23 protein-coding genes are annotated in these 22,670 nt (G+C 55.0%); 15 read left to right on the top strand and 8 right to left on the bottom strand.

Annotation, left to right across the window (positions count from 1 at the left end):
• Positions 1 to 116 precede the first annotated feature (116 nt).
• The 5 genes from Y017_RS13795 to def all read right to left on the bottom strand — a co-directional run bounded on the left by Y017_RS13795 (position 117) and on the right by def (position 6,042).
• The gene (locus Y017_RS13795; RefSeq protein WP_011587425.1) at positions 117 to 1,568 is read right to left on the bottom strand and encodes a TrkH family potassium uptake protein; all 1,452 of its coding nucleotides are present in this window, start codon (positions 1,566 to 1,568) and stop codon (positions 117 to 119) included.
• A gap of 111 nt (positions 1,569 to 1,679) precedes the next feature.
• Entirely contained in the window at positions 1,680 to 3,056 is a 1,377-nt protein-coding gene (trkA, locus tag Y017_RS13790) for a Trk system potassium transporter TrkA (RefSeq protein WP_011587426.1), read from the bottom strand.
• Complete coding sequence (rsmB, locus tag Y017_RS13785) at positions 3,053 to 4,396, bottom strand: 16S rRNA (cytosine(967)-C(5))-methyltransferase RsmB (protein ID WP_051428784.1); 1,344 nt, start codon at positions 4,394 to 4,396, stop codon at positions 3,053 to 3,055. Before rsmB ends, trkA begins: the two co-directional genes overlap by 4 nt.
• A complete protein-coding gene (gene fmt / locus Y017_RS13780) occupies positions 4,353 to 5,345 on the bottom strand; it encodes a methionyl-tRNA formyltransferase (protein WP_035461541.1) in 993 nt (330 codons plus the stop codon). The genes rsmB and fmt overlap by 44 nt, the downstream gene beginning before the upstream one ends.
• Before the next feature lie 190 nt (positions 5,346 to 5,535).
• On the bottom strand, positions 5,536 to 6,042 hold the full coding sequence (def, locus tag Y017_RS13775) for a peptide deformylase (protein ID WP_011587429.1): 507 nt from the start codon (positions 6,040 to 6,042) through the stop codon (positions 5,536 to 5,538).
• 148 nt (positions 6,043 to 6,190) lie between these two features.
• On the opposite strand from def, the gene Y017_RS13770 reads away from it, so the two are divergent.
• From Y017_RS13770 to Y017_RS13740, 7 genes are all read left to right on the top strand, one after another.
• Positions 6,191 to 7,261: a LysM peptidoglycan-binding domain-containing protein gene (locus tag Y017_RS13770; protein WP_231483530.1), complete on the top strand. Its 1,071-nt coding sequence runs from the start codon at positions 6,191 to 6,193 to the stop codon at positions 7,259 to 7,261.
• 74 nt (positions 7,262 to 7,335) lie between these two features.
• On the top strand, positions 7,336 to 8,397 hold the full coding sequence (gene dprA / locus Y017_RS13765) for a DNA-processing protein DprA (protein ID WP_011587431.1): 1,062 nt from the start codon (positions 7,336 to 7,338) through the stop codon (positions 8,395 to 8,397).
• Positions 8,398 to 8,483: 86 nt separating this feature from the next.
• A complete protein-coding gene (locus Y017_RS13760) occupies positions 8,484 to 9,032 on the top strand; it encodes an L-threonylcarbamoyladenylate synthase (protein ID WP_035461539.1) in 549 nt (182 codons plus the stop codon).
• Positions 9,033 to 9,061: 29 nt separating this feature from the next.
• Complete coding sequence (gene hemF / locus Y017_RS13755; protein WP_035461537.1) at positions 9,062 to 9,970, top strand: oxygen-dependent coproporphyrinogen oxidase; 909 nt, start codon at positions 9,062 to 9,064, stop codon at positions 9,968 to 9,970.
• Positions 9,967 to 10,803, top strand: coding sequence for a shikimate dehydrogenase (gene aroE / locus Y017_RS13750; protein ID WP_035461534.1), 837 nt, complete (start codon positions 9,967 to 9,969; stop codon positions 10,801 to 10,803). Before hemF ends, aroE begins: the two co-directional genes overlap by 4 nt.
• Positions 10,804 to 10,809: 6 nt before the next feature.
• Entirely contained in the window at positions 10,810 to 11,256 is a 447-nt protein-coding gene (locus Y017_RS13745; RefSeq protein ID WP_101235032.1) for an ion channel, read from the top strand.
• A 63-nt stretch (positions 11,257 to 11,319) separates the two neighbouring features.
• The gene (locus tag Y017_RS13740) at positions 11,320 to 12,300 is read left to right on the top strand and encodes a lipid A deacylase LpxR family protein (protein WP_035461532.1); all 981 of its coding nucleotides are present in this window, start codon (positions 11,320 to 11,322) and stop codon (positions 12,298 to 12,300) included.
• A 96-nt stretch (positions 12,301 to 12,396) separates the two neighbouring features.
• Here Y017_RS13740 and Y017_RS13735 read toward each other — a convergent pair whose 3' ends face one another.
• Positions 12,397 to 12,933 carry a gamma carbonic anhydrase family protein gene (locus tag Y017_RS13735; protein WP_035461529.1) on the bottom strand — a complete coding sequence of 179 codons (537 nt, stop codon included), beginning with the start codon at positions 12,931 to 12,933 and terminating at the stop codon, positions 12,397 to 12,399.
• 43 nt (positions 12,934 to 12,976) lie between these two features.
• Between Y017_RS13735 and Y017_RS15350 the strand changes: the two genes are divergently transcribed.
• The 4 genes from Y017_RS15350 to Y017_RS13715 all read left to right on the top strand — a co-directional run bounded on the left by Y017_RS15350 (position 12,977) and on the right by Y017_RS13715 (position 16,430).
• Positions 12,977 to 13,168, top strand: a complete 192-nt coding sequence (locus Y017_RS15350; RefSeq protein ID WP_035461527.1) for a hypothetical protein — start codon at positions 12,977 to 12,979, stop codon at positions 13,166 to 13,168.
• Positions 13,146 to 15,179, top strand: a complete 2,034-nt coding sequence (gene prlC / locus Y017_RS13725) for an oligopeptidase A (protein ID WP_035461525.1) — start codon at positions 13,146 to 13,148, stop codon at positions 15,177 to 15,179. The genes Y017_RS15350 and prlC overlap by 23 nt, the downstream gene beginning before the upstream one ends.
• A 74-nt stretch (positions 15,180 to 15,253) precedes the next feature.
• The gene (locus tag Y017_RS13720; RefSeq protein ID WP_011587439.1) at positions 15,254 to 15,454 is read left to right on the top strand and encodes a YheV family putative metal-binding protein; all 201 of its coding nucleotides are present in this window, start codon (positions 15,254 to 15,256) and stop codon (positions 15,452 to 15,454) included.
• A gap of 247 nt (positions 15,455 to 15,701) precedes the next feature.
• Entirely contained in the window at positions 15,702 to 16,430 is a 729-nt protein-coding gene (locus Y017_RS13715) for a hypothetical protein (RefSeq protein ID WP_155849273.1), read from the top strand.
• Positions 16,431 to 16,534: 104 nt separating this feature from the next.
• Here the strand turns inward: Y017_RS13715 and Y017_RS13710 are convergent, their stop codons facing one another.
• On the bottom strand, positions 16,535 to 17,395 hold the full coding sequence (locus Y017_RS13710) for a metal-dependent hydrolase (RefSeq protein ID WP_011587441.1): 861 nt from the start codon (positions 17,393 to 17,395) through the stop codon (positions 16,535 to 16,537).
• 181 nt (positions 17,396 to 17,576) lie between these two features.
• Here Y017_RS13710 and Y017_RS13705 point away from each other — a divergent pair, with 181 nt between their 5' ends.
• Positions 17,577 to 18,566, top strand: a complete 990-nt coding sequence (locus tag Y017_RS13705; RefSeq protein ID WP_231483522.1) for an AraC family transcriptional regulator — start codon at positions 17,577 to 17,579, stop codon at positions 18,564 to 18,566.
• Between the two features lie 109 nt (positions 18,567 to 18,675).
• Here Y017_RS13705 and Y017_RS13700 read toward each other — a convergent pair whose 3' ends face one another.
• Positions 18,676 to 19,452: a ferredoxin--NADP reductase gene (locus tag Y017_RS13700; RefSeq protein WP_011587443.1), complete on the bottom strand. Its 777-nt coding sequence runs from the start codon at positions 19,450 to 19,452 to the stop codon at positions 18,676 to 18,678.
• Positions 19,453 to 19,603: 151 nt separating this feature from the next.
• Here Y017_RS13700 and Y017_RS13695 point away from each other — a divergent pair, with 151 nt between their 5' ends.
• From Y017_RS13695 to Y017_RS13685, 3 genes are all read left to right on the top strand, one after another.
• On the top strand, positions 19,604 to 20,488 hold the full coding sequence (locus tag Y017_RS13695) for a LysR family transcriptional regulator (protein WP_035461514.1): 885 nt from the start codon (positions 19,604 to 19,606) through the stop codon (positions 20,486 to 20,488).
• Positions 20,489 to 20,683: 195 nt separating this feature from the next.
• On the top strand, positions 20,684 to 21,469 hold the full coding sequence (cobS, locus tag Y017_RS13690; protein WP_035461512.1) for an adenosylcobinamide-GDP ribazoletransferase: 786 nt from the start codon (positions 20,684 to 20,686) through the stop codon (positions 21,467 to 21,469).
• Between the two features lie 269 nt (positions 21,470 to 21,738).
• The gene (locus Y017_RS13685) at positions 21,739 to 22,593 is read left to right on the top strand and encodes a crotonase/enoyl-CoA hydratase family protein (RefSeq protein WP_035461510.1); all 855 of its coding nucleotides are present in this window, start codon (positions 21,739 to 21,741) and stop codon (positions 22,591 to 22,593) included.
• The last annotated feature ends 77 nt before the right edge of the window (positions 22,594 to 22,670 follow it).

The raw sequence follows: 22,670 nt of genomic DNA, 5'->3' as shown, positions 1-22,670 counted from the left end.
GGGTTATGTAAGCCTATAGCGATAGAAAGCCCGTTCAGCGTTGTATACGCATACTAAAGAGGGTGGGGAGAGGCTTTGGTGGGTGCTCGTAGTGTTACGATTAGTTGCAGTTTGTGTTACTGCTTCCAGAACATCGGCGTGAATAGCACTAGTAGAGTAAAGATTTCCAGCCGTCCGGCGACCATTAGTACGGTCATCATCCATTTGGCGCTGTCGGTGATATTGGCAAAGCCGCCACCTACCTGGCCGATACCCACTCCTAGGTTGTTGAGGCTGGCCGCCACGGCGCTGACAGCAGTGGTTAGGTCCATGCCGGTCATAGTAAACAGTAGGGTAAAAATAACCGAAATAGCGATATAAACACCCACAAAGCCCCATACTGCTTGGAGCACCCTGTCGGGAATCGTTTGACGTCCGAAGCGCAAAGCAAACACGCCGTTGGGGTAAATGAGTCGACGTAGTTCGCGAATGCTGTGGTGGTAAACCAGCGCTGCGCGTACGGCTTTCATGCCGCCGCCGGTTGAGCCGGCACAGCCGCCAATAAAGCTGGTAAATACCAACAAGAAGGGAATAAACCCAGGGAAGGCTGCAGCGTTGGTGCTGGTCAGCCCGGTACCGGTACTGAACGAGGCTACTTGGAAGGCGGAATGGCGCAGGGCGTCATCCACGGTAAAATCATAATGAAAGAACAGCAGGCCGACAGTAATGATGGCGGTGTAGATCAGGAATAAGCCGATGAAAAAGCGGAACTCTGGGTCTCGTAGATAAGCCAGCAGTGACCGGCCTCGCCATACGGCAAAGTGCAAGGCGAAGTTGAGCCCGCCGATAAGAATAAAAATGGTGGCTGTCCAATCGATAAGGGCATTATCCCAGTAGGCCATGGAGGCATCGTGGGTGGAAAAGCCTCCGGTGGCGACGGTACTAAAGCTGTGGCAGATGGCATCAAAAACAGTCATGCCAAACGCCCAGTAAAGGACGGCGCAAGCAATGGTAATGAACAGATAGATAAACCAAAGCGCCTTGGCGGTTTCCGCAATGCGCGGGGTCAGTTTGGTATCTTTCATGGGGCCGGGAATTTCGGCCTTGTATAGCTGCATGCCGCCGATGCCAAGCATGGGCAAAATCGCTACGGCTAATACTACTACGCCCATGCCGCCGAGCCACTGCAGCTGCTGGCGGTAGTACAGAATGGATTTGGGCAGGAAATCGATTCCCGACAGAATGGTGGCGCCGGTGGTGGTTAGGCCGGATATGGATTCGAATACCGCATCGGTGAATCCCACCGGCACGTCATCGCTGATGATTAGCGGTAGTGCCCCGATTACACCCAGTACCGACCAGAAAAGAGTGACCACCAGGAAGCCGTCACGGGTCTGTAACTCTGATTTATTACGAAAGAACGGCAGCCAAAGGCTCAACCCAAGCGCTAGGGTAATCACAAAGGAAATTAGAAAGGGGGTTTCACTGCCTTCCTGATACCAATATGACACTGCCACTGGCGGCATCATGGTAAAGCTGAAGACGACGAGCAGCAGGCCGAGGATTTTCGAAATTAACGCGAAGTGCATGAGGGTACCTGCTGGCAAACCGGCACGGACCACGCATCACGCGGCAACCTGATGAAGCCACGGCTTTGCTTGTGCGTAGTGCATTTTTGCGTTTTTGCGTGCATGCGTTTCCTAAAAAAACGTAAAGCCGACCTGGAATAGTTTTTCCACGTCTCGGGTTCGGCGTTTATCGATCAGGAACAGAATGACGTGATCGTTCGGTTCGATCACCACATGGTCGTGGGCAATCAGCACTTTTTCGCCGCGCACTACGGCACCAATGGTGGTGCCTTCCGGCAGGTCAATTTCATCAATGGCGCGCCCCACCACTTTGGATGACTTGGCGTCGCCGTGGGCAATCGCTTCGATGGCTTCTGCCGCGCCCCGGCGAAGGGAATAAACATTGACTACATCGCCTCGGCGCACATGGCTAAGCAGACTACCAATGGTGGACTGCTGAGGCGAGATGGCGATGTCAATGTCATGCCCTTGTACCAGATCTACATAGGCCGGGTTGGAAATCAAGGTCATCACTTTACGAGCGCCCAGTCGTTTTGCCAGCAGTGAGGCCATGATGTTGGCTTCGTCATCGTTGGTCAGCGCGCAGAATACATCGGTGTTTTCGATGTTGGCTTTGAGTAGTTCGTCTCGGTCGGTGGCCAACCCTTGCAGCACCACTGTTTGGTGTAGTTTTTCACCCAGCCATTCAGCCCGTTTGGGCATGCGCTCAAGGACTTTAACGTTGTAGCGATGCTGAATAGTTTTGGCTAGGCGGTAACCAATATTGCCGCCGCCAGCGATAATGATGCGCTTGTAGTTATGTTCTAACCGACGCAGTTCACTCATAACGGCACGGATATCATTTTTGGCAGCGATGAAAAACACTTCATCATCGGCTTCGATAACCGTGTTGCCTTCCGGGATGATGGGGCGGCCACGACGGAAAATAGCCGCCACGCGGGTATCCACGTTGGGCATGTGTGTGCGCAATTCGCGTAATTCGTTGCCCACCAGTGGGCCGCCGTAATAGGCCCGCACAGCGACCAGTTGTACTCGGCCGCCGGCAAAGTTTACTACCTGCAGGGCACCTGGGTGTTCAATCAGACGCTTGATGTAATCGGTTACCACCTGTTCGGGGCTGATGATTACATCAATGGGCAGGGCATTTTCGTTGAACAGTTTTTCCGAGCGGCTGGTGTAGTGGGCGGTACGAATGCGGGCGATCTTGGAGGGTGTGCGGAATAGGGAGTAGGCCACCTGACAGGCAATCATGTTGACCTCGTCAGAGTTGGTCACCGCGATGAGCATGTCCGCATCTTCAGCGCCGGCATTCTTGAGTACGGCCGGGTAGCAGCCCATGCCGCGTACTGTGCCGATATCTAGCCGGTCGCCCAGCTCGCGCAGGCGCTCATCATCGGTGTCGATGACGGTGATGTCGTTGCGTTCATTGGCCAGGTTTTCGGCCAGAGTACCGCCGACTTGGCCAGCACCGAGAATAATAATTTTCATGAACTGAGTTGGGCCCCCGATTCTTTACGCAGGCAAGCCAAGTAGAAACCGTCCGGACCGAGTTGTTCCGGGAACAGTTGCCACCCTGCGTCCACCATTGTGGCCCCTTCCGGCCGTGGCGTCACATCTCTAGCCTGTGGCTGACGTTGCAGGAAGTTACGCACCTGATGATCGTTCTCGTCTCGCAGTACCGAACAGGTGGCATACACCAGCATGCCGCCAGGTTTGAGCAGGGGCCATAGTGCATCCAGCATGCGCGCTTGTAAATCAACCAGTACACCGATGTCCGAGGCTTTGCGATGCCACTTCACATCTGGCTGGCGGCGCAGGATGCCAGTGGCGGAGCAGGGCGCGTCCAGCAAAATGGCATCAAAGGGGGTGCCGTCCCACCAGGTTTTCGGATCGCTGGCGTCACCCTGCAGCAGGGTCACGTCGGTGCCCAGCCTCGCCAGGTTCTCGCGGATGCGCGCTAGCCGTTTACCTTCTAGTTCTAGCGCAGAGAGATCTGCGGCTGGGAATTTCTCACGTAGTTGACCAGTTTTGCCCCCGGGGGCGGCGCAGGCATCCAGGATGCGACCCTTTGCCGGGGCTTGCAGCAATTCAGCAGGCAACTGGGCGGCCTCGTCCTGAACGGACAGGGCGCCCTGCTCAAAGCCGGGCAGTTGGAGCACCGGGCGGGCGGGCTGCAGGTAAATGCTGTAAGGGGCGATGTAGCCGGCGCGGGCGCCTTCGCCCAAGGCGGCGATGGCATCAGCTCGTTGTTGCTGCTGCCGATTTACTCGCAAGGTAAATGGGGGCGTTTGCAGGTTGGCGCGGGCCATGGCGTCGGCGTTGTTGGGCCAATCCTTTTCCCAGCGTTTAAACAGCCAGTCCGGCAGGCTTAACTGGATATTGATGGGGGCGTCGGCCACGGCTTGCTCAAGGGTGATCTGGCTAGCTTTGCGCAGCACCGCATTGCTAAGACCCGCAGCCCAGGGGGCTTTCAGCTTTCGGCATAGCTGCGGGTAGGCGTTGACGATGGCGTGGGCCGGCCGGTTGCTGAACCATAGCTCGTAGAGGCCCGCCAGCAAGGCTAGGCGTACCGGTTGGGCGCTGCCCTTGAGGGGTTTGGATAGCTGTTGATTAAGCCAGTGATTGAGAGGACGCAAATGGCGGCAGACGCCAAAGCAAATATCGCGCATTTGTCCGCCGTCGCTACCTTGCAATGGGAAGTCGCGCAGTACCTCGCGGAGACTTTCGCCGTCGCCCTTGCCTGGCAGTACCCGGTTTAGCGCGCGTACCGCGCTCAGGCGCGGGTCAGGCGTTGCCACAGTGGTCACCAGATTCATTGATAATGGCATCGCCCAGCGGTTCGCCTACCGAAAACAAGGTGGGGTTGCCTCGTAGTAGGTCGGATACCGCCATCCGTCGTTTGCCGGGCAATTGCAGTTCTTCAAGTATCAGGCTGCCATCACCGGTGGCCACATGGATACCTTGGTCGTCCACGCTGAGAATATAGCCCGGTTCATCATTTGCTTGTGCCGGTTGTGGGCTTTCACTGGCGCGCCAGATGCGCATGGGCTGACCGTTCAGCGGCACCCAGCTCACCGGGAAAGGATTGAAAGCTCGAATGCGATTGTAGAGCGCGCGTGTGGGCAGGCGAAAATCCAGCCGCGCTTCGGCCTTGCTTAGCTTATGGGCGTAAGTGATGCCTTCATCTGGTTGTGGCGTGGCGTTGGCCAGGTACTTTTCTAGGTCCTGCAGCACGGTGACTAGCAGGCGAGCGCCTTGGGCGGCCAATCGATCATGCAGTTCGCCGCCGGTTTCGCTATCGCCGATGGGCAGTGATTCACTCAGCAGCATGGGGCCGGTATCGAGCCCGGCTTCCATTTGCATAATGGTGTTGCCGGTTTCCGTGTCGCCAGCGGTAATGGCCCGCTGGATGGGCGCGGCACCGCGCCAGCGCGGCAATAGCGAGCCGTGCACATTCAGGCAGCCCAGCCGCGGCATGTCCAGCACTGCTTGAGGAATGATCAGGCCGTAGGCCACCACTACTAGTGCATCCAGGTTTAGGTCACGCAGCTGCTGGTGAATGGCTTCGCCCTTGAGGTTTTCCGGCTGCAGTACGGTAATGCCTTGGCTATGGGCCAGTTGTTTGACCGGGCTTTGCTGCAGTTTCTTGCCGCGCCCGGCGGCGCGATCCGGCTGGGTAAGCACTGCCACAACCTGATGACCGTTATCCAGCACGGCCTGTAGGCTGGCGGCGGCGAAATCCGGGGTGCCGGCGAAGGCGAGACGTAAGGGTTTCAAAAAATGGCCTTTAGGTCGGTTAGTGTCAATGGTGGAGATGCGTGGCTAGAGCAAAGCTGAAAGCGCAAGCGGGCATCTCTTCAGGCAATTCACGTTTAAGGTCATGGCCGCGCGGTAAGGTTGAAATCGCGGGTACGACGGTTCGTTACCTTGGAAGCTGTTTCGCGCTTTTAAAATTTAAATTCTCAATTCAGCCCTGCTGCCGGTGAATCTTTTCCAGCTTCTTCTTAATGCGGTCTCGCTTCAGGCGGGAAACGTAGTCCACAAACAGCTTGCCGTCCAAATGATCCATTTCATGCTGGATACAGGTGGCGAGCAGTTCGTCTGCCTCCACTTCAAAAGCGTTGCCGTCACGGTCCAAAGCATTAATGCGCACCCGTGCCGGGCGAGTCACCTTTTCGTAGAACCCGGGCACCGACAGGCAGCCTTCTTCGTACGGGGCCTGTTCTTCGGTGAGAGGGGTGATCTGCGGGTTGATGAATACCATGGGTTTATTGTGATCTTCAGACAGATCCATAACGATCAGCTGGATATGCACATCAACTTGGGTGGCTGCTAGGCCGATTCCTGGGGCCGCATACATGGTTTCGAACATGTCGTCGATCAGTTTGCGAAGCTCGTCATCTACCTTTTCCACCGGCTTTGCTACTGTGCGTAGCCGGGGATCGGGGAATTCCAGTATTTCCAGTTTAGCCATGTACCTTCTCAGAAGTTGCAGTAGTACTCGAATTTCGGTTGCTAAATATATGATCGCATTGCTAATATCCAAAAGGAACCGCGTCTACAATAAAGGGGTCGCGGTCGCTCTCGGGGATGAGTCCAATAATGATAAAAGGAATCCGATGATGATGAAATCGGTCCAGCGCGCCTTGACCTTTGGCCTGGTGCTGGCGGTGTCTGGTATGGCCTCCGCAGCGGTGGTGCTCAAAGATGGGCACCCCAGCAAGTATTTCGTGAAAAACGGCGATACCCTTTGGGATATCAGCGGCCGTTTTTTACAAGAACCGTGGCAATGGCCAGAAATCTGGCAGATTAATGAGGAAATCAGTAACCCTCACCTGATATATCCCGGTGACGAAATCCGCCTTTCCTATGTTGACGGTGAACCGCGCCTTTCGGTGAAGCGGGGCGTGGAAGAGACCGTGATGTCCAATGGTACAGTGAAACTCACCCCGCGGGTGCGTGAAATTGCCAATGACCAGGCTATTCCTGCTATTCCGGCTAGTGCCATCCAGTCCTATCTGAAGGAAGGGCTGGTGGTCGATCGCCAGGAAATCATTGAAGCGCCTTATCTGGTGGGTGGCCGTGATCGACGTGTCATCTTCGGTGAAGGCGATACGGTCTATGCCCGTGACACTAAAACGCAATGGGAAGGTTTGGAGCAGGGCTACGGTTTTTATCGGACCGGTGAACAGTACGTGGACCCGGATACCAATGAGGTGCTGGGCTACGAAGCTCGTCAAATCGGCCTCGGTCGAGTGTCCAGCCACGATGACGACATGATTTCTCTACGAGTCACCGACTCCAGTGAGGATCTGCGAATTGATGACCGCCTGTTCTCCACGGAAGATCGCCGTGTTCGAGCCGTACTGTACCCGTCTGCACCAGATACTAAGATTGAGGCGAAAGTGATTCGCTTCTTCGATCGTCTTAACAGTGTGGCCCGTAACGACGTAGTAGTGATTAACAAGGGCCTGCGTGATGGTCTGAAAGAAGGCAATGTGTTGGATATATATGGTCAGGGCGAAGTGGTTCGTGATCGTCAGCAGGGTGACATGGTTCAGCTGCCCCGCGAGAGAACGGGTTCCATGGTGATCTTCCGGGTTTTCGATAAGGTCAGCTACAGCTTGATTATGGAGTCCACTCGACCTATTTACATGAACGACATCGCTGAAAGTCCGGCGGGTAGTTACTGATTCCTATGCGGTAGCGCTCACCGCCGGCGTTTCGACGCCTGATAAACCGTCAACGCACACAAGGAGGTGGGCGAATGGACGGACAATTTAAGCGCCTTCTATTGCAGGCGTTGTTTTCCCCCTCTTCAGCGGCCTTGGGGCGCGCTTTGAAACAACACCGGAGCGTCTCTGCTGCGGCCTCTGATTTTCTTCCTCTGTTACCGGCCGGCCTGAAAGAGCGAGCCAGCCTGTTGGACAATACGGGTAATCTCCAGGCGTATTATGAGCAATTGAGCGGACAAGGTTGGCGCTGGATTGCGTTTGGTGATGAAGATTACCCGCCGTTATTAGCACAGATTCATGATCCTCCTGGCGTAATCGCCGTGCGCGGTAACGTAGAGGCGTTGAATTCACCGGCTCTGGCGATCGTGGGGGCGCGTAATGCGTCTGCCGATGGCCTAGATAATAGCCGCCGATTTGCTCGCAAACTGGCGGCAAGTGGATTTGTAATTGCTAGTGGGTTGGCGTTGGGTATTGATGCTGCGGCACATCGTGGTGCGGTCAGTGCTGGGCGCTCGGTGGCAGTAATGGGTAATGGCCCGGATCGCATCTACCCGCCCCGTAACGGTTCGTTGGCTGAAGAAATTGTGGATACTGGGGGTGCGCTGGTGTCGGAATTCGCGCCGGGCGCGCGTCCGCTTCCGGCACAGTTCCCAATGCGTAATCGTGTTATCAGCGGTCTCAGCCTGGCGACTATTGTGGTGGAGGCCGCCATTAAAAGTGGTTCGTTGATTACTGCACGTACCGCGCTGGCTCAAAACCGAGAGGTCTTTGCGATTCCGGGCAGCATCCATAATCCGCTCAGCAAGGGATGCCACCAGCTACTGCGTGATGGCGCCAGCTGGCTGGAGTCCGTGGACGATATATTTCAGGCTTTTGGTGATTTTCAGCGTAGTGTCGAGGCCGCCGGGATTCACTGCGAAGCGCCAGCATTGCTGACCCAGCTCACCAGTGGGGTTAATTCTCTTGACGCGCTACAGGAGCGGACTGGCTTGCCGGTCGCGGCGCTCGCTGGGCAGTTGGCGGATTTGGAGCTGGAGGGCTGGGTGGAACGGGTGGCTGGCGGGTATCTTAAGCGTCAGGGTAGCGAAGATTGAGCAGGCAAGGTCTTTCCATGGATTCCCACGCTTGAGTCCCTGAGCTGTGCAGGGTAATTTGCCGCTTTTGCTTTCAGGGCTTTGTCATGGATCAGCATCTGCTCAGTGCGGCACAGATCATTCAGGAAGGCGGCGTTGTGGCCTATCCTACCGAGTCCGTTTATGGTCTGGGCTGCGACCCTTTTAACCGAAACGCGGTTATGCAGTTGCTAGCCATCAAACATCGGCCGGTGAGCAAAGGGCTGATTCTGATTGGTGAGAGCTTGGCGCAGTTGGCGCCGTATTTGCACCTGAACGAACAGCAATCGGCTCAGTTGGAGAAAAAATGGCCGGCTCCGATAACGTACCTGGTTGATGCTAGTGATCGCTTGCCTGCCTGGGTGCGAGGGGAGCACCGTAAGGTGGCGGTGCGGGTGCCGGACCACCCGTTGGCGCGGCAGTTATGCCAGCTGGCCGGTCAGCCGATCATTTCCACCAGTGCCAACATCAGTGGCCGCCCGGCAGCGCGTAATCGTTATCAGGTGGCTCGCCAGCTGGGTAACCAGCTCGACTTTATTGTCAGTGGTGCCTGTGACCGGGCAGCCAAACCCTCTACCATTATTGACTTGGAAAGTGGGCGCATCTTGCGACCATGAACACACCGATAGCCCCGGGGGAGAGCACCATGTCAGAGGTTTCGCTGCAGGCGGTGAAAGACTACCTGTTGGATTTGCAGGACCGAATTTGCGATGCGCTGGGCGCTGAAGACGGCGCAGCCACTTTCCGTGAAGATAGCTGGGAGCGGGAGCAAGGCGGGGGTGGTCGTAGTCGGGTGCTGGAAAATGGTGCCGTGATTGAAAAGGGTGGAGTGAATTTTTCCCATGTGTTCGGTGAGCAGTTGCCGCCCTCGGCTACTGAGGCGCGCCCGGAGTTGGCCGGCCGTAGTTTTCAGGCCATGGGCGTGTCACTGGTGATTCATCCGAAAAATCCCTACGTTCCTACTAGCCATGCCAATGTCCGCTTTTTTGTAGCAGAAAAAGAAGGCGAAGCCCCTGTGTGGTGGTTTGGCGGCGGCTTTGACCTAACGCCTTATTACGGCTTCGAGGAGGACGTGGTGCATTGGCACCAGACTGCTAAAGCTGCCTGCCAACCATTTGGTAAGGAAATCTATCCGGAATTCAAAACCTGGTGTGATGATTACTTCTATCTCAAGCATCGCAATGAACCGCGCGGGGTGGGGGGGCTGTTTTTTGATGATCTGAACCGGTTTGATTTCGATACGAGCTTTGCCTTGATGCGCAGCATCGGTGATGCCTATGTTCCGGCCTATCAGCCGATTTTGGCGCGCCGTAAAGATCATGAATTTGGCGATCGCGAACGCCAGTTTCAGCTGTACCGCCGTGGTCGTTATGTGGAGTTCAACCTAGTCTACGATCGCGGCACTATCTTTGGCCTGCAGTCTGGTGGCCGTACCGAATCAATCCTAATGTCGCTGCCGCCGTTGGTACGCTGGGACTACGATTACCACCCCGAACCGAACAGTGCCGAGAGTGAGCTTTACCATAAATTTTTGATTCACCGGGAGTGGGTATGAGCGGAGAAAAAGACAGGGCGGATACCGGGTTATATTGTGTCTTTGGTAATCCGGTAAGTCACTCGCGTTCGCCAGAAATTCACCATGCATTCGCTGCCCAGCATAGCGACCCCGTGCAATATGAAAAACGCGAAGCGCCCTTGGATGATTTCGCAGGGGCGGTGCAGGCCTTCCGTGAGGCCGGCGGGCTGGGGGCAAATGTCACCGTTCCTTTTAAGGAGCAAGCCTTTGCGCTGTGTGATGCCATCACCGAGCGGGCAGACCAGGCCGGTGCGGTGAACACCCTGTGGTGGGATGGCGATCAGCTGCATGGGGATAACACCGATGGCGCGGGCTTGGTAAAAGATATCCGTGATAATCAGGGTTGGACAATTCGTAAGAAGCGGGTGCTTATTCTGGGTGCGGGGGGTGCTGTGCGCGGTGTGCTGGGGCCGATACTGGCGCAAGAGCCCACCTTGTTGCGCATTGCTAATCGCACCAAGGAGAAAGCCGAAGCCTTGGCGGGCAACGTCATGAAAGGAGAAGGCCCACCCGTGCTGGGGGGTGGCCTGGATAACCTCATGGGGCAGTTTGATCTGGTAATTAATGCGATTTCGGCGGGCTTGCACGGTGAGATGCCCGCCTTGCCTGATGGTTTGCTGGCAGAGGGCGCGGTGGCCTACGACATGGTTTATGGTAGTGAGCCAACCCCGTTCATGCGCTGGGCAGAGCAGAAAGGGGCTGCGGCTACAGCGGATGGTTTGGGTATGTTAGTTGAGCAGGCCGCGGAAGCATTTGAAATCTGGCGGGGCTGGCGTCCGAATACCGCGCCCGTCATGGCCTCGTTGCGTTAGCAGCCCATGGCTGACGGTACAGTAATGTATGAGGTCGTGTACGCGTCTGTGGTCAGTCTGATCATGGTGCTGGCTACGGTGATGTTGCATTATTGGACCTTGGCTAGCCTGTCAGGCTTACTTAAGCGCTGGAAAAGTTTCCGCGGCGAAATCCTGGTGGTGGTGATTGTTATGTTCGCGGCTCACATGGTGGAAATAACACTCTATGCTTGGGTGTATCTGCTGTTGGACGTGGGAGATACTGCCATGAGCATTGGCGGGGCGGTGAACGGCAGTTTTTTGGATCACCTGTATTTCTCTGCCGCTTGCTATACCTCTTTGGGGTTGGGGGATCTATTTCCAGTGGGAACCTTGCGTCTGATTGCTGGGGTAGAAGCCCTGAATGGTTTGATATTGATAACGTGGTCAGCATCGTTTGCGTTTTTGGTCATGCAGCGTCGTTGGCGTTTTTAACCCCCCTGTGCGTTGGGGGACGGCTCATCATCAGGGCCGCTTCACATTGATGCCGAGTGAAATATGTTTCTGCGCTTTATTCTGTTGTTAGGCGTATTGCTGCCAGTAAGTGTTATAGCTTCTACATTCGGCTTGTCCTGGGATAATGACTTGTTTGTTGGTTCTGACGGGCATTACACCAATGGCGTGCGTATCAGTTGGGTGGGCGAGGCTCACGATCATTGTGAGAGTAATAGCAGTGTTACCTGTGGCGTGGCGGGTTTTATGTCGCCCTTGCCGGGGATTGCCTTCCGTGATGATCAACATGCTCTGACGTTCAGCTTAGAACAGATGATGATTACGCCTAAGGATATCAGTCAGTCCGCCCCCAATTACAATGATTTACCTTATGCGGGATACAGCAACCTGGAAATGGGGCTGTTCAGTTGGGATGACGATAGCCTGGTAGGGTACGGCATGCGACTTGGTGTAGTGGGTCCGTCTTCGGGCGCGGAGCAAAGCCAAAAATTGGCCCACAAGGTCACCGGGTCTGATGAGCCGCAGGGGTGGGATAACCAGTTGGGCACGGACTTGATTGGCGGCCTCTATTTCATTAATGCCCGCCGTTTCAAACAGTTCCAGTGGGATTCAGCGCTTCAGGGTGAGCTCGGTTATGCCTGGGGTGTAGATGCCAACAATTTTCACGGGACCAGTTCCGCCGGTGGCTTCTTTCGTGTGGGTCACAATCTGCCGCGTAATTTTATTCCTGACTATGCGGGTATTGGTACAGCCGGCTCATTGGTTGGGCTGTTTGATGGCACAGGCTTCGGCTGGGAAGTTTTTATCTCCACTTTTGGTGAGTATATTGGATATTCCTACCTGGAGACCCACGCTAGGCAATATAACGTGGAAACGCGCGACGGGGTGTTGGGTGTGACCGCGGGCGGCGGCGTTCACTGGGATACCTTTTCGTTCACTTTGGCAATACAAAGCTCCACCTCGCCTCTGCGCAGCCGGGATGAAAGCGCCAGTTTTGGCAACATGTCGTTCATGTGGAAAATTTAGCTGTGAGCTTGCTTACGTGCGATCAGGAAAGTGAACGAAGGGAATAATCACCGATTAGGAAGCGCTTAATTTTTGCTCAGCTACTAGATGTTCTGATTATTGGCTGCTTTTCAAATATCGATCTTTCAAGCGCACATAATTACCCGCCACATAAGGCAAAAAGGCTTTTTCTTTCTCGGTGAGCGGGCGGATTTTGCGCGCGGGTTGGCCGCGATACAGGTGGCCGCTTTCAAGGTGTTTGCCCGGCCCAACCAATGAGCCGGCGGCGACAATCACATCGTCTTCCACAATAGCACCGTCCATAATGATTGCCTGCATACCCACCATGACCCGGTTGCCGAGGGTGCAGCCGTGCAACATGGCTTGGTGAGCCAGGGTGACATCGTCGCCGACCTGCAGCCCGAAGCCGCCGGGATTGAACGGGGAGTCGTGAGTGATGTGTAGTACAGCGTTATCCTGAATGCTGACCCGGTTACCGATACGAATAGCGTGCATGTCGCCCCGAATCACAGCCTTGGGCCACACCGAACAATCGTCGCCCAGTATGACCTCGCCAATCACGGTGGCGTCCTCATCTACAAATACCCGTTTCCCCAACTGCGGGGCCTTGTCTTCAAAGCGGCGAATCCCCATCACTGATACACTCGATAGTTCATTTCAATGGCCAGGGACGAGCATGCAACGCCAGCCCGCCCATATAATGTTAGCCATACTGATCTTGCTTGGCGTTTTTCTGCTAAGCAAGTGGCTGGTATTCCAGATGCTGTTGCAGCCGGACGACACTGCTCGTCACCGGCTGCCGCCCGCGCAGACACACGCTGAACCCGAAGCAGGACAGGACACCCATGAGCAACAATCCGCTGATTGATTATCCAGCACTTCCCCCTTTTTCACAGATCCGGCCAGAACATGTTCTCCCTGCCGTGGAGCAGCTGGTAGCAGAGGGCCGTGCCCGTATCGAGCAGGTGCTGGCCGAAGGTGATTTCGATTATGACCACCTGGTACAGGCATTGGATCAGGAAGATGACCGTCTCGGCAAGGCATTTGGCCCGGCCGGGCATTTGAATGCCGTGGCCCAGAATGAAACCTTGCGTAATGCCTATAATAGTTGCCTGCCGCTGCTTAGCGAATACGGTACTGAAGTGGGGCAGAATACGGCCCTTTGTGCTGCCTATCAGGCGCTGCGCGATAGCGATCAGTGGGCCACGCTGAGTGAAGCCCAGCAAAAAGATATCGACAATACTCTGCGCGATTTCCGTTTGTCCGGTGTGGACTTGCCGGAAGAAAAGAAAACGCAATACATGGAAAATTCAAAACGGTTATCTGAGTTGACCAGCAAATTCTCGGATAACGCGCTTGATGCTACTCAAGCATGGAGCAAACACATCACCGATGAAAATGAACTCGATGGCTTGCCCGAAAGCGCGAAGGCCGGCGCCGCAGATCGGGCTAAAGCAGAGGACAAAGAGGGTTGGCTACTGACCCTGGACGCCCCGGTTTTTATTGCGGTGATGAGCCACTGTAAGAACGCAGAACTGCGTAAAGAGATATATACCGCTTGGACCACCAAGGCCTCTGATCAAGGTCCACAAGCTGGCCAGTTTGATAATGCGAAAATTATCGATGAGATCCTGGCGCTGCGACATCAACAGGCTCAGCTATTGGGTTTCGCTAACTACGCGGAAAAGTCTTTGGCGACGAAAATGGCCAGAGATGTTAGTGAGGTTGTACAGTTTCTCGAAGACTTGGCGCGCCGCGCCAAACCCCAGGCGGAGCAGGAGCTAGCGGAACTCAAAGCGTTTGCTGCCGAGCAAGGTGTGGGGGATTTGAATCCATGGGATATTGGTTTTTGGAGTGAGCGTTTACGCGAAGCCCGCTACGACATTTCAGAAGAAGAGTTGCGCCCCTGGTTCCCGGCAGACACGGTAATCAATGGCATGTTTTCGGTGGTCGGCAAGCTGTTCGGCATTCAGTTTAAACAACGCAAAGACGTGGACACTTGGCATGAGGATGTGCGCTTCTACGAGTTGGTGGATGACGATGGCGGTGTCCGTGCGGCGTTCTATCTGGATATGTATGCCCGTACTGGCAAGCGTGGGGGGGCTTGGATGGATGATGCTCGCATCCGTCGTCGTCAGCCTGATGGCAGCGTGCAGACCCCGGTGGCTTACCTGACCTGTAATTTCGCCCCGCCGGCTGGTGGTAAGCCGGGTTTGTTGACCCACGACGAAGTCGTGACCCTGTTCCATGAATTCGGCCACGGTTTACACCACATGCTCACCGAGCAAGATGTGTCCGGTATTTCCGGGATTAATGGTGTGGCGTGGGATGCGGTGGAGCTGCCTAGCCAGTTTTTGGAAAACTGGTGCTGGACCGAGGAAGGCATTGCTCTGATTTCCGGTCATTATCAAACTGGCGAGCCGTTACCGAAGGAAAAGCTGGAAAAAATGCTTGCCGCAAAAAACTTTCAGGGTGCCATGCAGATGGTGAGGCAGATTGAATTTTCTCTATTTGACATGCGCATCCATGCTGAATACCAGCCGGGGCTGAATATTTATCAGATATTGGATGAGGTGCGCGAACAAGTAGCAGTGATTCGGCCGCCCTCATTTAACCGTTTCCCCAATAGCTTCGGGCATATTTTCGCCGGTGGTTATGCCGCAGGTTATTACAGTTACAAATGGGCAGAAGTGTTATCGGCGGATGCCTATTCTCGCTTTGAAGAAGAGGGCGAGTTCAACGAAGAAACCGGACGGGCATTTCGTACGGAAATTCTTGCCAAAGGCGGTAGCCGCGAACCCATGGAGCTTTTCAAGGCGTTCCGTGGTCGTGAACCGAGCGTAGAACCGTTGCTACGTCATTGCGGGATTAATGGATAAAATACCTGATACCGAACGCCCGGAGTCGACGCGAATACGTGTGGCACCGGGCGCTTGCCGTTAACTAGAGAGAGATGATGAAACGCCAATTTATTGCTGGTGCTAGCTGCCCTGAGTGTGGGCAGATGGACAAGATACAGCGCGTCATAGAGGGTGATCAGCAATGGATGGAATGTGTTGCCTGCGGCGCCCGAAAAGACCTAGACGAAAAACCACCGCAAGCCACTGATGCATTAGCCCGGCCGGTAACCTTACAGCCTAGCTCGAAAAAATAGCGCTACCCGGTGAATAAACTGGCGCGGTGTGCATGCGTCTTCGCTACCCGCCAACATTTTATGTGATGCCCCGTGTTCTGCAGACTCTAAACGTGGAGCTTGTCGTTGGACAAGTGATAGCGATCTCTTGCTCCACCTGATCTCATACAAAATGAATAAAAAATTAACGCAGTAGTCCGACATTATACGGTAATGTTATCTTTTTAGTGCTGCGGCGCATTTTTAATCGGGGGAAGGTATGGGGTTAATGACGCAATGTCGATTTGCCTACATGGCAGGTTTTTCTGCTCTGGCTATGCTGCAGGGTTGTTCCCTGCTGGAAGTACCCATGGTTGCGGCAATGGAAGCGCCGGATCACGTTTATATCCATGAAGATGCAAAGGTCGGTGACAAGTCGGTTATAAAAAATCCAGCCAGAGGACACCAGATTATTATCTGGGAAGTGTTGCAGGAATTTGATGACGGTTATGAAGTAGGACTCTCTTGGCAGGATGAAACGGGGCGGGTGATGGCGCTGGGCATGGAACCGGGTCTGCGCCGTCAATTTGTTATCGACAAAGAGGGCAACGTGAAATCCGCCAAGGCGAAATCGGTGCGCTTTGGTCTTGCCTTGCCCATGGCGGTAGCGGCGCCAGGGACCTATGTGAAATCACGAGAAACCATCGAATTTGAAACGCCCCAGGTAATTACCACTCCGGCTGGACAATACACCGTTACCCACGCGCTAGTCTCAGAGTTCGATACTCTGTTGCTGGATAACAAGACTATCGACCTGATCGGCCCGGACGTGAGTTTTGGCGTGGTACATAGCGACCAAGACATCTCCAGTAATGTGCTAGCGGCAACCAACCTGTATGTCGAGATTGCCAAGTTGCAGACGCAGGCGTTTGATCCGACACGCTTGAATAGCGTGCTTACCTCGATTCGTGAGGGAGGGAAGATTAAACAGAGCTTTGATCTGGTCGAAGTGGAATGAGACTCCCCGGGCGCCGGAGGCCATAAAACACAATTTTTTTAAGTTTGTATCTGTGATTTAAGGCATCAGGCACCCGGACGTGTGGTCTCCCGAAAAAATGAAAATCAGGCCCAGTTACCGAGCCATTTTTTCTTGGCTTTTTCCACAAGGTCGCGGGAATCGTGCTGCCAGGGATGGAAGCTCGGGCTGTAGAATCTGAAGTAGGAGGGCAGCAGCTTGCGGAATACCCCAGGTTTGCCCCACATATAATTGAGGCCGCCCAGCCACGACTTCACATTGGTCAACTCGCCCTGCTCCTTCATTAGTTGTGCCAAATGCAGGGTAGAAAAGAGCGGGAATAGAACGCTCACGAAGGCCATTTCTGTGATGCGGGTGAGTTCACTGCCCCCGATTTGCTTGTACACATCAAACGCCACTGCCTTGTGCTCGGACTCTTCAATGGCATGCCAAGCCCAGATCGGCGCCATGCGCGGATCCATTTCATCCAGAGCGCTATACTTGAGCAGAAACTCCTCGGCCATTAATGCGGTGAGATGTTCCACTGCCACGGTGTGGGCCAGCTGCCGTTCCGGCGACAGGTTCTTGCGCATCCAGTCCATAAAAACCTGAATTTCACGATCTAAGCGGCCAAGGCCAACCCCTCGCTCTTCCAGGTAGCCATTGAGCAGTTTGTGCTCTTTGGAGTGGTGGGCTTCTTGGCCGATAAAAGCGTGTACCGCCGTTTTCAGCTCCGGGTCGTTAATGCGGTCTTGGTAATGGCGCACTGAGTCGATGAAAAATCGCTCTCCGGCGGGAAAGCTGGCAGACAGGGCGCTGAGCATCAAGGTTTTAACCGGGTCGCTATCCCACCAGTATTTAGGCACATCGTCAGCTAGGTCGAACTCCGGGCGGCGGACGGTGGGAATCATCATGGCCGGTCGGCTATCGGCGGGATTATCGTGAAGCGGCTTTGCCGGTGCATTCATATTGAGCCTCCTGGCGGAAAAGGAACGGTGGGAGATGGCCTATACGGTACTGGTGAGTGCAGTGGGAGCGTGAGATGCTTGGCGGACAAAGCACTTGTCATTGGTGGCCAAATTGATTGAGCCGAAAACAACCATACCCTGGACACAATTCCCCGACTGGACTCGCCAAAGGAATCAGCCGGTGACCTATCCACGCATGTGTGTGGATGTGGCTGTTCAGCGGGGAGTCGATCGGGATACGCTGCTGGCGCGGGCCGAGTTAGCCCCGTCACGGTTGGACGACCCCTCTGGGCAAGTGTCTTTGCAGGAGACCGTTCAGGTATTTGCGGCCGCGGCAGCCTCGACCGGCGACAACGGCATTGGCTTGGCCGTGGGGCAGCGTATGCCTCTGACTGCCCATGGCAACTTAGGCTACCTGCTCATGTGTGCGGGTACCGCCCGGGAAGCGATTGGCCTGCTGGAACGTTTCTGGGACCTGCGGGGCCGTAGTGCCGCCCTTGAAGTAAAGGTCGAAGGTAGCGGCCTGTTTTTTGAGTTGCTGCCGGAAGTGATGTTGCCAGCCACAGTGCGAGATCTGGTGCTGGGCTCCATGCTGGGCAGCATGGCCAGTGGCATGCGGTTTATCCTTCCGGGCCTGTCGCTGATGCCGGAAATTTGGTTGCAGGGCGAGCCGATGGCGTCAGCCCAAACCCTGGACGATAGTGTGGTTTTGGTGCGTTATCGTCAGGCTAGGGCAGGTATATGGGCGGCGGATGCGGTGCGGTGGCTGGACAGCCCGTTGCCCACGGCAAACCCGGAAGCATTGAGTCAGGCTTTGATCCAATGTGAGCGGGAGAGTGTCTTATTGGCCCCAGGCGATACCCTGCTGCGTCAGGTGCGTGAGCTGTTAGTTCTCGATGCTGAGGGCTACCCGACGCCGGAGCAGCTTGCCGAACATCTACACCTAACATCACGTACCTTGCGGCGCCGTTTGCAGGAAAGGGGGCTGGGCTTTCAGTCGCTGCTAGAAGAAGCCCGACGCCGTGACAGCTGCCATCTGCTGGCAGCGTCCGATATGGAAATTCAGCGTATTAGCCAGTTGCTGGGCTTTGCCGACCCGGCCAATTTCACCCGCGCTTTTAAGGTCTCGATGGGCATGACGCCCAGCCAGTGGCGAGAGCGGCATGCCTAACGAAGTTTTTGCGTTGCGTAGAATGAGGCAGACCCCAAAAAAGTGGCGGTGAACGTCAAACGCTTGCTATCGCGTATTGAATACAGCGAAAAACATGTTGCGTCTTGTGTTATTTCTCTACAAACGCTCGTTCGATCACGTACTCACCCAGCTCGCCACCGCGGGTTTCCTTGAAGCCCCAGTCGTCGAGGATCTTGGTGGTGTCTTTGAGCATGGCCGGGCTACCACACAGCATGAAGCGGTCGTTTTCCAGGCTTGGTTTGGGCAGGCCCAGGTCCTCGAAAATCTTGCCGCTGGTCATCAGGTCGGTGAGGCGACCTTCGTTGCGGAACGGCTCTCGAGTGACGGTGGGGTAATAGAGCAGTTTGCCGTTAACGAACTCACCGAAGAACTCGTTGTTTGGCAGCTCGTGTTCAATGGTGTCCTGGTAGGCCAACTCGGAGACATGACGCACCCCGTGGGTGAGAATGACGCGGTCGTACTGTTCGTACACCTCCGGATCCTTGATGATGCTCATGAACGGTGCGAGGCCCGTGCCAGTGGATAGCAACCACAGGTTTTTGCCCGGCAGCAAGTGGTCGGCGACTAGCGTGCCGGTGGGCTTGCGGCTCACGTAGATCTTGTCGCCCGGCTGAATGTTTTGCAGCTGGGACGTCAGCGGGCCGTCTTGCACCTTGATGCTGAAAAATTCCAGTTCTTCCTCATAGTTCGCGCTGGCAATGGAATAGGCGCGCAGCAGTGGGCGGCCGTTGTCCTGCTCCAGACCAATCATGGTGAAATGTCCGTTTTTGAAACGGAAACCCGGGTCCCGGCTGGTGGTAAAGCTGAACAGGGTGTCGTTCCAGTGGCGAACGCTTTTGACGGTTTCGGTATTCAAATTAGACATAATTAAATCAGCGCTTATTCCAAAATTCCAGATGGTGGAAATTTAACCGAATGGAGGTTATCGGTAAAATGGGTTATACCGATAGATGTTATCGGGAAATCCGATATATTATATTTAATAATAATTCTCATTCAACCATAAGGAGATGGTCATGCGCTATACCCTCAGGCAGCTGGAAGTCTTTCTGGCCATTGCGCACTTTGAAAATGTGAGCCATGCGGCTCTCCATCTGAGCATGTCTCAGTCGGCGGCTTCCGGGGCACTTAAGGAACTGGAAGGCCTTTACGATATAAAATTTTTTGAGCGGGCCGGCAAGCGATTGAAGCTCAATGAGCTGGGCCGCCAGTTCTGGCCCCGTGCAGAAGCGCTGCTGGCCCAGGCCCGTGAGCTGGAATCCGATCTGCAATCCCGCCGGGACTTGGGACGTCTGAATGTGGGCGCCACTCTGACCATTGGCAATTATCTGGCGGTGGCGATTATGGCGGATTACATGGCTCAGCAGCCCGGCGCCCGGGTGCACTTGGAGGTGGCTAATACTCGCTCCATTGTTGATCGGGTGCTGAGCTTTGAGCTGGATCTGGGCCTGATAGAGGGTGAGCTGAATCATCCAGATCTGGAGCTGTTACCTTGGCGGGAGGACGAGCTGGTGGTCTTCTGTAGCCCGGATCATCCGCTATCAAGTAAGCAAGCGCTTACTGATGAGGACCTGCGCGCGGCCCACTGGATTGTCCGTGAGTCGGGCTCGGGTACTCGTCAGACCTTCGAGCGGGCTTTGCATGGCCTGGTGGCTGAGTTAGATCTGGCCCTAGAGCTGGAACACACTGAGGCCATTAAACGGGCGGTGGAAACAGGGTTGGGGATTAGTTGTCTGTCGCGGGTGTGCTTGCAAGAGGCGTTCAAGCGAGGGTCTTTGGTGGAGTTGTCGGTGCCACACCGTGACTTCAATCGGGAATTCTATTTTGTGTTGCACCGCCAAAAGTACCGTAGCCCGGGGATCGAACGATGGCTGGAGTTATGCCGCGCTTCCGTGCAGTAATGTGTCACAGCGCCAGGCCGTTGCGTTGTTTTGGCCAGCGGGGGGATGCCCCCGAGGGCGAGAGGAAGGCGTTCTTTCTCGTCTCCACGTCGCATTTTATCATTAGCCTGGGCGCCTAGTTGTGCGCCTTGTTCGGTATGGCGTCGCGCAGCGGGAAAAGAGATAGCCTTATCGTGATTGATAGCAGGAAGCCTAATGAAGAAGCATCAAAGTCATCACCACGCGCAGCAAAGGTTTACCCACAGAGACTGGCAAGAAGAGTGGCAGGCGTTCTGGCTGGCGGTGGGTTTTCTCACCCGAATACCGATGCTGGTACGTATTGATTACAGCCAGACCTTAATGAATCGCTCCAGCGTGTATTTTCCTCTGGTGGGGCTGTTGCTGGGCGCGCTGTACGCGGGCTTATTTGTATTGCTCGATGCTTTCTGGGCCACTGGAATTTGTGTGGCGCTAATATTGGTGTTCCACCTGTGGATCACCGGGGCTTTTCATGAGGATGGGCTGGCGGACAGCGTGGATGCGCTAGGGGGTGGCTATACCGTGGCCCGGCGCCTTGAAATCATGAAAGATAGCCGCATTGGCACCTATGGGACGGTGGCGCTGATCATGGCGTTGGGGTTAAAGGGCCTGTTGCTGGCGGAGGCGAAAACGGTCTGGCTTGCCTTATTGCTGAGCCCGGTCGTTAGCCGGTTAACGCCATTGTGGTTAATGCGATTTTTGCCGTATGTAACGGATCCAAATACCAGTAAAAGCAAACCGGTGGCAGAAGGGTTTAGTACGCAACGGTTGTGTGTGGCTACCGCGCTGACCGTGGTTGTGGCGGCTCTGGCGGGTGCGGTAATTCCTGCGCTGTTATCTGTTGTTGTGGTGGCGTTGCTGTGGGGTGGATATCTTTGGCGACACCTACGCGGCTATACCGGTGATACGCTTGGGGCCAGCGTGGTGTTGTGCGAGCTGGTGTTCTTATTGCTTTGGGGATGAGAGATGAATTGATCATTGCGTGCCTTGAAAGCACGCAGAGGAAAAACGGCGCGCCAGCTCCCCGCGCCGTTTTTTATGGTGTTTCTAGGAACACTAAATGGTGGTTAATGGATTGGGTACTAATGGTGGGGGGCGAATTCTAAAATGTCGTCATGAGCACAGTTTAGTGCGTGATCGGATCTGTTCAATGTGGGCAGATTGGGTAAGGCTGTGTTGCAAATGCCGGAAGCCATTGGCAATGGTGCTTATAACAATGGGAGAGAAGACGCATGTCTGCGTTACCTGAATACCGCTCGTTTGATGTTACCGTGCAAAATTTTATTGCCCACGTGCAATTCAGCCGTCCTGAATCGCTGAACAGTATGAACAAGGATTTTTGGCTGGAGTTGCCCCGTTGCTTGCGGGATATAGAGGCGAGCACTGATGCTCGAGTGGTGGTGATTTCTTCCACAGGCAAACACTTTTCTGCGGGCATGGATTTGGCGGTGTTTTCGGATCCTAGTGGTGTCCCAATGGGAGGGGATCCGGGACGAATGGCAGAGAACCTTCGCCGGGTGGTGCTGCAGCTGCAAGATTGTCTGAGTGTGCTCGAGCAGGTGCGAATTCCAGTGTTGGCGGCGATTCAGGGAGGCTGTATTGGTGGCGCATTGGATTTGGTATGTGCGGCGGACAGTCGTTACTGCACAGAGGACGCGTTCTTTACCATCAAGGAAACCCCGCTAGGTATGACTGCGGATGTGGGCACACTTCAGCGTCTGCCTAAGTTGATGCCCCAAGGCCTGGTGAGGGAGCTGGCCTATACCGGTCGCAAGTTTGGCGCCCAAGAGGCGGCGGAGCAAGGGCTGGTCAATAGTGTTTACGGTAATACGCATGACATGCTAGCGGCCGTGATGGGCATTGCTGCGGATATAGCTGCGAATTCTCCGCTGGCGGTGATGGGCTGCAAGGAAATGCTTAATTACAGCCGTGACCACAGTGTTGAGGATAGCCTGAAATACATGGCTACATGGCAAGCGGGTATGTTCCGGCCCGACGATATGATGTTGACCTTTCAGGCCCAGGCGAAGAAAGAACAGGCGCAATACCCGGATTTGATGCCCATCAAAGAATTGTTTGAGTCTTGATCCGCCCTGAACCGGTGAGCCGCTAAGTATAGAAAATCTGTGTTTAGCGCACCACGGTATTCGATATGCTGGTAAGG

It is taken from the genome of Alcanivorax sp. 97CO-5, from assembly GCF_000524665.1.
GTDB classification, from domain to species: Bacteria; Pseudomonadota; Gammaproteobacteria; order Pseudomonadales; family Alcanivoracaceae; genus Alcanivorax; species Alcanivorax borkumensis.
The sequence above is the reverse complement of the archived record's forward strand: the minus strand, read 5'-3'. Positions and strand labels throughout refer to the sequence as shown.